Source organism: Variovorax defluvii (genome assembly GCF_039541515.1).
Lineage (GTDB): Bacteria > Pseudomonadota > Gammaproteobacteria > Burkholderiales > Burkholderiaceae_C > Variovorax > Variovorax defluvii.
The window spans coordinates 1-8838 of record NZ_BAABGJ010000054.1; the positions used below are offsets into that span (position 1 = coordinate 1).

Below are 8838 nucleotides of genomic sequence, written 5' to 3' on the forward strand. Positions count from 1 at the left end.
GGACTCGCGGCCTTGCCAAGCGCTGGGCCGCTGAATGTCACCATTGCCTTGCCGGAAGGCTACGTACGGACCTTCAGTCGCACCTCCATCACCGGAGCCTGGACATCCGACACCAGCGCTGACACGCTGACGCAGTCCGATGGCAGTTGGTCCTGGCATCGCGCAAGCGACGACAAGACGTACAACTTCGATGGCTCCGGAAAACTTCAGACCGTGGTCGCGCGCAACGGTTGGACAACCACCTATGGCTACAACGGCTTGGGGCAGCTCACAAGCGTCACCAACGCATTCGGCCGAACACTGGCACTCTCCTACATAGGCAGCAATATCGCCTCTGCCACGACACCTGACGGACGCGTCATCGCTTATACGTATGACGGCGCCGGGCGCCTCTCTACGATCACCTATCCAAACGGCAGGGCCAGGCGCTTCAAGTATGGAGATTCCGTTTACCCTTTGAGCCTGACCGGCATCGTTGATGAGACCGGAACCAGCTTGGCGACATTCGGCTATGACGCGCAGGGCAGAGCCAGTGTCACCGTGTTGGCCGGGGGCGTGGGGACATACAGCCTCAGCTACCCATCCGCAGGCACAGCCATCGTGACAGACCCGTTAGGCACGAGTCGGCGCTACAGATACGCGACGAACGCGGGCAAACTGGCCGTGATCTCAGGCTCGCTGCCTTCGGGCGAAGGCGAGGCTGACGCCGCCTCCCGCGTGCAGGATGCGAACGGCCTGATCACCAGCGAGACCGACTTCAAGGGCGTGGTCACCACCACGACCTGGGACGTGGCGCGCCGCCTGCCGCTGTCGGTGACCCGTGCCGCCGGAACGCCGCAGGCCCAGACCGTCACCACCCAGTGGCACCCCACGTTCTCGTTGCCCGTGCTGGTCACCGAGACGGGCCGCACGGTGGCCTACACCTACGACGACAACCGCGTCTCCGCCCGCACCGACGGCCCCAACCAGACGAATTCCTTCGGCTACGACGCCAACGGTGAAAGCATCAGCGACACCAACGGCCTGAACCAGAGCACCCGGTACGGCCTGGACCCGCTGCGCCGGGTGATCGCGGAGACGGGCACGGGTGGGGCCAACAGCACGGGCAGCACCAACTACATCTATTTGCCCACCGCCAACGGGCCGATGCCGATTGCGGCGGTGATCAATGGCGAGTTCTTCGCGGTGCATTCGGACCACCTCAACACGCCGAGGCGGATCACGGATGCAAGCGGCCAGGCGGTCTGGCAATGGGCCTACTCGGCCTTTGGGGACGAGAAGCCGGCGATCGCGAAGTACCGGTTTGCGAATCTGGAGGTCAATCCGAATCCGGGGACGACCGGCTTTGCTGAGTTCGTCTTCAACCTGCGCGGAGCAGGCCAATATTTTGATGTGGAGTCAGGGCTGCGGTACAACTACTTCCGCAGCCTGATGGATATAGGCCGATACACGCAGGCCGATCCGATCGGATGGGCCGGAGGCCCCAATCGATTCGGGCATGTGAGTGGCAATCCACTGACGAAGAAAGATCCGTTTGGACTCGCGGAGTACCTGGGGCTTCCTGCCATTGAAGCTCACTTGCGGTGGCTTGCAGGTCTTCAAGGCGCCGACTTTGAGACGGACCCGTTTGATGCGCCAAATCGCGAAATGCTTGCGCGACTGAGGCGAGGGGAAGAAAGCTCATGGGACATTGCCTTCTATCGACACGAGATGGCAGAAGCCGAGCTGTGCAGATCAGCCCGAAGACTCCCGCTCGAGGAGGCGCTAACCGTGCAGAAGCGAAGCCACGAAAAAGTTCTGCGCGACCATCAGAATAGGGAGAGGGATCTGTACCACCCCGATGTTGTGTTTCGGAATCACGGGGTCTTTGGAAAAGACTGGTAGAACACCCATGGCCTTGAGTACTCACATGCTCTTGCGACGAGTAGCCAATGATGACATTGCTGCGGTTTATTCGGTGGTGTCGCTCGACTTCAATCCCGAAGATGATTGGAAGCCAATCGGAACGCTCACGATCCGAAAGCGAGAAAGCCGCTTCGTCTTTGAACCTTTGAACGAATGGGCAGAAATGGGCATCACCGTATCGCAGCAAGACAACCGCTCCTTGGGTGAACTTGCGGATGCAAATGAAATTTGGGTGAGGTGGCGATATCGAATCCGTGCTTGGGCCATGCACCTGATTGAGGAGGAGCACTTCCCAGAGGTTTATCCGTCTTGAGCTCCTCAAACGAGTCTCAGGCGACCCTCGGACCTCATCAGGGTCAGGCCGTGGCCATGGATAGATTTTTCGACCAAACGTCAAAGAGTTCGATACGAACGTCAGTCGAACTCATAACAGAATCGGCCCGCGAAGGCTGAGTTCCCCCCCCCCAGCAGCGTCCGCTCCTGACACTGTCTCCGCATGACCGCAGCCGGCACCCATTCGACAACCACGTACGCTAGGAGATCAAATGCTGGACACCTTCATCACCTGGGCTCAGCGCGTCCAATCCCACACCGCAGGACCCAGCTTGAAAATCCAGCTCACCGGGAACGAAGAGCCCGAGAACCCCTCGGCCCGCCTGGACTTCGATTCGCCGTTCGCCATCGCACGCATCACGTTCTGGAACAGTGGCGACTACGACGCCGAGGTCAGCGCCCGTGAAACGGGGCGAACGATCTACTCGGGCTTCGGACTCATCGACGAAGGGCGAGATCTTTCGCATCTCTTTGCACCGGTATTCAGGGCTCTGCGTGTCGATCTGCCCTAACCCAGATCTCCTCCACATCGAGCGATAACCTCGAAACGCTGCTTCGCCGCCATCCATCGAGGACCGACCGCGTCATTGCGTCCGAACACTGATCCCCCTCGCCGTTACGTTCTGAAACCTTGGCGATGGTCCGCGCTCCGAACAACAAACAACCCGTCAAGGAAGAGGGGGCGACTCATGGGATCGATTCGGCGCAGCACATGCCTCGCGTTTTTCCGTGGCGTATTGAGCTGTCTCGGTATGGCGCTGATATTGATGGGGAGCAAGGCAGGCCACGCCGACTTTCCGCCCGCCCACCTTTACTTCATTCGGACTGGCCCGAGTGCCACTTCTCAACCTAAAAGTCAGCGCACCCATTGCGCCGCTCCGTGTCGATGCAATTGGTGAGGTTCGGCCGTGAGCGCACGCGCGACCACTCGCGCGCCAGCACGTCGCCACCTTGCGCGGCGCGATCACCGTCCAGCGGCCCGGTCGCGAGGCAGATGGGTGCGGGGCCGATGTTGCGGTCGTAGACCCAGGTGGTGGGGTTCTCGCGCACCAGGTCCGGCTTGATCAGCTCCACCATTCCCCCTACGGTGAGGACGCCCGGGACGACGTTCACCGCATAGCCCTCGGCCGAGCTGAAGCTGCCGTTGATCGGGTAGCTGCCCGGCAGGCTGAAGCCCGTGGCGGGGCTGCTCATCGCGCCGGTGAAGCCGGCGCCGGTGTCGCCCAGGATCAGGCCGGTGATGCTGTAGGCGAAGAGCGGATTCGGCGCGCCACCCCGCCGAGAGGCATTGCCGATCACCACGGTGGCGGTGGGCTGCTGCGCATAGATGAAATGATTGTCGGCCGGCGTCACCGTGACCGTGCACAGGCCCAGGTACGCGCAGTGGTAGAGGTTGGGCAGGAGGCCCGAGCCGAAGAGGCCGCCGCGCGTCTCGCCGACCCAGGTGTCGGCCCACACGCGCCAGGGCGCGCCGGCGATGGTGTACGCGCCGAGGTTCTGGAAGCGCGCCGCCGCGACCAGGTCGGCACCGCCGGTGCTGGTGGCGTCGGTGCCCAGCGAAAGGTCGCCGCCGAGCGTGCGCACCAGCATCTGGCCCGCGCTCGCGGTGCCGCCCGAGACGGATTGCGGCAGGTTCGACGCGGCACCGAATCCGGTCACCGTGGGCGAACCCAGCGTCACGGCATCGGCATCGGTGTATTCGAAGCGCCCGGCCGCGCCGCCGCCGACCACGTCGACGGCGTTGCCCGGCTGGCTGAGCAGCACGTTGCCGCCGGTGGAGCGCGCCAGCAGTGAACTGGCCGAGATGGAGGTGCCGACCGCCTGCGTGATGTCGCCCGCGCTCTGAAGGCCCAGCTGTGTCGCCGAGACGGGCGCGGCAAGGCGGATGTTGCCGCCCCCGCCGTTCTGCAGCGTGAGCGCCAATGGCAGCAGCAAGGGCCCCTGCACCGTGATGTTCGCGGCATGGGTGTCGCTGCCGACCACGATGCGGGGCGCGAAGAGGTTGCCGAACTCGGTGGTCGACACTCCGAAGCCCGGCGCCGCGCTGGCCAGGAAGATGGGCACGTCGGTGCGGTCCAGCGCGTTGCCCGCCAGGTCGACACCGCCCGGCCGCAGGTCGAGCACATTGCCCGCGTCCACCGTGCCGCCGATGACCAGCGCATCGGTGCTGCCGTCGTTGACCGCGCGCAGCACCACGTTGCGGTTGCCGTCGATGGCGCCGCCCGGGCCGGAGGTCGCCGAGGCCGGCGGAGCGATCCGCACCCCGGCCCCGTTGCCGTCGGACTGCCCCGTCACCACGATGTCGCCCGTGCCGGTGGTCTGCAGCAGCGCGGCGTTGCGCAGCAGGACACCATCGCCGACCGCCTGGCCGCCGGCCAGCCGGCGCCCGCTCACCGTGATGTTGCCGTCCACGGTGCGGATGGTCTCGCCATTGATGACCACGCCGTGGCCCGGCGCTTCCGTGCTGTTGGGACTGAAGCTGCCGATGCCGGTGATCGAGACGTTGCCGCTGGTGGTGCCGATGGTCTCGGAGAACGCGAAGTTCTCGATGTGGACGCCGCTGCCGGCGCTGTGGCTGCCGAACATGGTGATGTTGCCGGTCGCGGTGCGGATCTCGCTGCCCTGGACGAACACGGCGCCGACGCTGCTGAAGAGGGGGTCGCCCGCCGTGCTGACGCCGCGCAGCAGCACATTGCCGCCGGTGCCGGCATCGCTGCCGCCGGTGTAGCCGCCCGGAATGCCCGGAGAAAGCTGCTGGTTGCCGGTGCGCGTGTCGATCGTGGCGAAGGTCAGGCAGACGCTGCACATGGTGTTGCTTTCATTCGCCCAGGCGCCATTCATCGTGACGCTGCCGCCGTTGGTGTAGAGGGTGCCGCTGTAACTCACCTGGCCGCCGCCGGTCGCCGCGCCGCCGCCGTTGACGTCGGCGTTGAAGATCACGTTGAGCGGATCGCCGATCGAGGCGATCGACGAGGCGGAGTTGCCGCGCACGCTGCGGTGCGCATCGAGCTGCAGGGTCACCGGGCCGTTGTTCGCGCTGTACTCGATCTGCACGTCGTCCATGACGATGTCACCGAGGAACGGGCTTCCGGCCGTCGGCGCGCCGGTGGTGATGCGCACGCTGGTGCCGCTGTTGAGGGCGGCGTTGATGTCGCCGTCCTGGATGGTGGAGGCGGCCAGCGGCACGAAGGGGTTGCCGGTGAGGCTGCCGCTGCCCGCGCCGTTGACGATGGTGACGTCGAAGGGATCGATCATCCATTCGCCGGCCTTCCCCATGGGTGCCGAGGCATCGGTGCGCAGGCCCGCCAGGTCGATGCCGCCGTTGTTGTCGCCGGCCGGCACGGCATAGCCGCCGGAGGTCTCCATGAAGCCGCCGTTGCCACCCGCCGGGCCGCCCTTGGCGCTGAGCGTGCCGTAGGCGCGCAGGGTACGCTCGCCCAGCACGCGGATGTCGCCGCCGTTGCCGGCGGCGGTGGCATCGGCGCTGATGCGGCTGCCGGCGGCGACGGCGATGGCGCCGGTGCCCGGATCACCGCCGACTGCCGCGGCATGCAGCCGGACCTTGCCGCCGCCGGCCGCGCCGCTGGCGTCGATGAGGCCCGCGTCGACCGGCGTCGGCACACCGAAGGCGCCGGAAACCGGCGGCACGTAGGGCTGCAGCAGCACGGTGCGGCCGTCGACGCCGATCGCGCCGCCCGCCTGGCCCGGCGCGTTGCCGGCCGCCGACAGCAGGCCGCCGTTGATGGTGACGCCCGCCGCGGAGCTGCCGCTGTCGAGCACGATCTCGCCACCGCGCGATGCGAGCGTGTCGGCGCGCAGCACGCCGCGCGTGTTGACCACGCCCTGCGCGACCTGGCTGCCGGAGGTGGTCATCAACACCACGCGGCCGCCGTCGGCCTGCACCAGGCCGCTGTTCTCCACGCTGCCGAACAGGCCTGGCGACACCTTGAAGGTGGTAAGGCCGTCGCCCGCGAAGTCGACCGTCACGGTGTCGGCCGACACCAGCCCCGCCGTGCCGCCCTGCGCCACCATGCTGCCGCTGTTGGCGGCCCGGGCGCCGACCAGCGCGATGGTGCCGCCGCCTGCGCCGTTGCCATGCGCGGTGATGCTGCCCCGGTTCTGCACCGTGCCGGCCGTTGCGCCGTCCTGCCGGAACACCAGCCGCTCGCTGCCGCCCATGAAGACGTCGTCGCTGGTGGCCAGCTTCAGGCTGGAGGCGACCAGGCCGCCGACGTGGACGCTGGAGCCGTTCGCGAACAGCACACCGTTCGGATTGACCAGGAACACGCGGCCGTTGGCATTCATGGCGCCGGCGATGGTGGAGAGCTCGTTGCCGGTGACGCGGTTGAGCAGCACGCTGCCGGCGCTGGGCTGGGCGATGTTGACCGCATGGCCGGGCCCGATGGAAAAGCCCTGCCAGTCGATGATGGCGCGCTGCGTGCCCTGCGTGATCGGCAGGATGGTGCCCGCCGCCGAGGGCACGCCGGCCGCGGTCAGCGGCAGGCTGCCGGGGCCGCTGCCCACCGACACGCTGCCGCCGCGCACCACGAAGTTGTTCCAGGTGGGCAGTTGCGCGAGTGCCGGCGAGCCGGCCATGCAGGCCAGCGCCAGCGCCACGGGGCGCATGGGGAAGCGGAGGGGCCGGGGGGTGGAGCGGGTGGTCATCAGAAGCTCTTCTGCGCCTGGACGAAGAGGCGCGGGTTGCGGCCACCGCCGTCGGTCTGCGCCGGGCGAGTGCCGTCGCGCCAGGCCAGGGTCGCGTTGATGGCGAAGTTGCCCGGCCGCGACCACGACACGCCCAGGCCGAAGCCGCGCAGGCTCAGGTGGTTCGAGCCGGTGTCGAAGAAGCCGGGGTCGCGCGCCAGCCGGCCGCGCGCCGCGTCGTAGAACACGAAGGGCGTGAGCTCTTCGTTGTAGGACCAGCGCCACTCGACGGTGCCGATCCAGCCCTGGTCCACCAGCGCCTCGCTGGAAGAATAGGCGCGCACCGCGCGGGCGCCGCCGAGCGACAGTTTCTCGGAGGCGTCGAGGTTCTTGCTGGCCCACTGCCCGCCCACCGACAGGAACAGCGAGTGCCGCGGGATGATCGACTGCAGCCGCGAAGCCAGAAAGGTGAGCTTGGTGAAGTCGCCTTCGGTGAAGCGTCCGCCGACGCCTTGGTCGAAAGCCCGGCTCTGCGCATCGCGAATGTCGAGCTTGCCGCGGTAGAGCGTGCCCGAGCTGGCCCAGTAGCCGCCGCCCCAGAGTTCGTCGCGCCGTTCCCAGGACCAGCCCAGGCCCAGCCCGCGCACCCGCTTGTTCGAGGTGAAGTCGATGGCCCGCATCTCGTCGCGCAGCTTCTTGCTGTCGGCCGTGAGGCGCAGGAACAGGTTCTGCTGCCGCTGGCGGATCACCGGGTAGCTCACCGAAAGGTCGAACACGTCGGCCCGGCCTTGGGCATCCAGGTCGGAGAACTGGCCTCCCAGCTCGTAGCGCACCCGTGCCAGCCCGATACCGGCGCGCAGACCGCTCGCACCGATCGGTGCCTCGTACGCGGCGCGGCCGAACCAGAGACCGTCGTCGGAGACCATGGCGCGCAGGTCCATGTTGTCGCCGATGCCGAAGGGGCTGAGCCAGCGAGCGGTGCCGCCGACGCGGTAGCGGCCCGACTCCTTCGTGCCGTGGTTGTCGGCCTCGGCGGAGAAGACCCAGCGCGACGCGGCCGACACCTCGACCGTGAGGTCCGTGGTGCCGGGCTCGGTGCCTTCCTGCAGGCCGGAAGCCACGCGCACGCCGGGCTGGTCCGACAGCAGCAGCATGGTGCGCTCGTATTGCTGGCTGTTGACCGCCTGGCCCGGCTGCAAGGGCGCGAGGAAGCTGCGCACCCGCGCTTCGCTGATCGGCGCATCGGGCGCGACCAGCACGTCGACCTTGCCGAGCCGGCCTTCGATCACGCTGATCTCGACCACGCCGCCCTGGACGGTCTGCACCGGCACCACCGCCTGCGCGAGGAAATAGCCGCGCTCGCGGTACTTGGCGGTGATGGCCTGCGCCAGCGATTCCAGGTCGGCCAGCGTGACCTCGCGGCCGATGTAGGTGCGCGTGATGGCCTGCAGTTCCTCGTTGCCGAGGGTCTGGGCGCCGTTGAGCCGCAGGTCGTTGAGGCGGAAGCTGGCCTGCGGTGCCGGCACCGCGGGCAGAGCCTGCGGTGGCTGTGCGGCGGCCTGGGCCACCTGGCGGCTGCAGCTGTTGCACGGGTCCCTGGTCGGCGTCAGCGTGACGGCTTCCTCGCCGGCGGCATGCACGCGCTGGACGAAGAGCGCCAGGGCGATCGTCACGATGGAGGATGCGGCCCAGGGGACGGGACGCAACGCGACGGAAGGCTTGCGGAAGGGCACGCTCATCGGAGGGGCATCGTTTGGGGTTGCACCCGTTTCCTACGGGAGAGGGTGGGGGCTCTGGGCCTTTGTTTTGGCGCTGTTTTTGTTGTTGGTCGGGAGGCTGGGGTTGGCCACGCGGGTCTTTGTTTTTGCCTTGTTGGGTGTTTGGCGCAGGAGCCGGGAATTCGCCCCGGCGGGCGAGTTACTTTCTTTGTCTCGCCAAAGAAAGTAACCAAAGAAA

6 protein-coding genes are annotated in these 8838 nt (G+C 67.2%); 3 read left to right on the forward strand and 3 right to left on the reverse strand.

All coding sequences use genetic code 11. The features are described 5' to 3' along the window. The 3 genes from ABEA07_RS16465 to ABEA07_RS16475 all read left to right on the forward strand — a co-directional run. Nucleotides 1-1884: RHS repeat domain-containing protein (locus ABEA07_RS16465; RefSeq protein WP_345539176.1), on the forward strand; the 1884-nt coding region annotated here is incomplete at its 5' end. Nucleotides 1885-1909: 25 nt separating this feature from the next. Next, complete coding sequence (locus ABEA07_RS16470) at nt 1910-2218, forward strand: hypothetical protein (protein ID WP_345539178.1); 309 nt, start codon at nt 1910-1912, stop codon at nt 2216-2218. Nucleotides 2219-2450: 232 nt separating this feature from the next. Then, nucleotides 2451-2750 carry an immunity protein TriTu family protein gene (locus tag ABEA07_RS16475; RefSeq protein ID WP_345539179.1) on the forward strand — a complete coding sequence of 100 codons (300 nt, stop codon included), beginning with the start codon at nt 2451-2453 and terminating at the stop codon, nt 2748-2750. Between the two features lie 337 nt (nt 2751-3087). Here the strand turns inward: ABEA07_RS16475 and ABEA07_RS16480 are convergent, their stop codons facing one another. From ABEA07_RS16480 to ABEA07_RS16490, 3 genes are all read right to left on the reverse strand, one after another. Next, complete coding sequence (locus tag ABEA07_RS16480) at nt 3088-6903, reverse strand: two-partner secretion domain-containing protein (protein WP_345539181.1); 3816 nt, start codon at nt 6901-6903, stop codon at nt 3088-3090. Beyond that, entirely contained in the window at nt 6903-8621 is a 1719-nt protein-coding gene (locus ABEA07_RS16485) for a ShlB/FhaC/HecB family hemolysin secretion/activation protein (RefSeq protein ID WP_345539182.1), read from the reverse strand. Before ABEA07_RS16485 ends, ABEA07_RS16480 begins: the two co-directional genes overlap by 1 nt. A gap of 33 nt (nt 8622-8654) precedes the next feature. After that, nucleotides 8655-8838, reverse strand: a 184-nt coding sequence (locus ABEA07_RS16490) for a hypothetical protein (protein WP_345539183.1), incomplete at its 5' end; no start/stop codon positions are given.

Excerpts from the sequence above, each read along its gene's own strand:
- ABEA07_RS16475 (WP_345539179.1), top strand. The coding sequence starts at position 2,451 with ATGCTGGACACCTTCATCACCTGGGCTCAGCGCGTCCAATCCCACACC.
- ABEA07_RS16470 (WP_345539178.1), top strand. The coding sequence starts at position 1,910 with ATGCTCTTGCGACGAGTAGCCAATGATGACATTGCTGCGGTTTATTCG.
- ABEA07_RS16485 (WP_345539182.1), bottom strand. The coding sequence starts at position 8,621 with ATGAGCGTGCCCTTCCGCAAGCCTTCCGTCGCGTTGCGTCCCGTCCCC.
- ABEA07_RS16480 (WP_345539181.1), bottom strand. The coding sequence starts at position 6,903 with ATGACCACCCGCTCCACCCCCCGGCCCCTCCGCTTCCCCATGCGCCCC.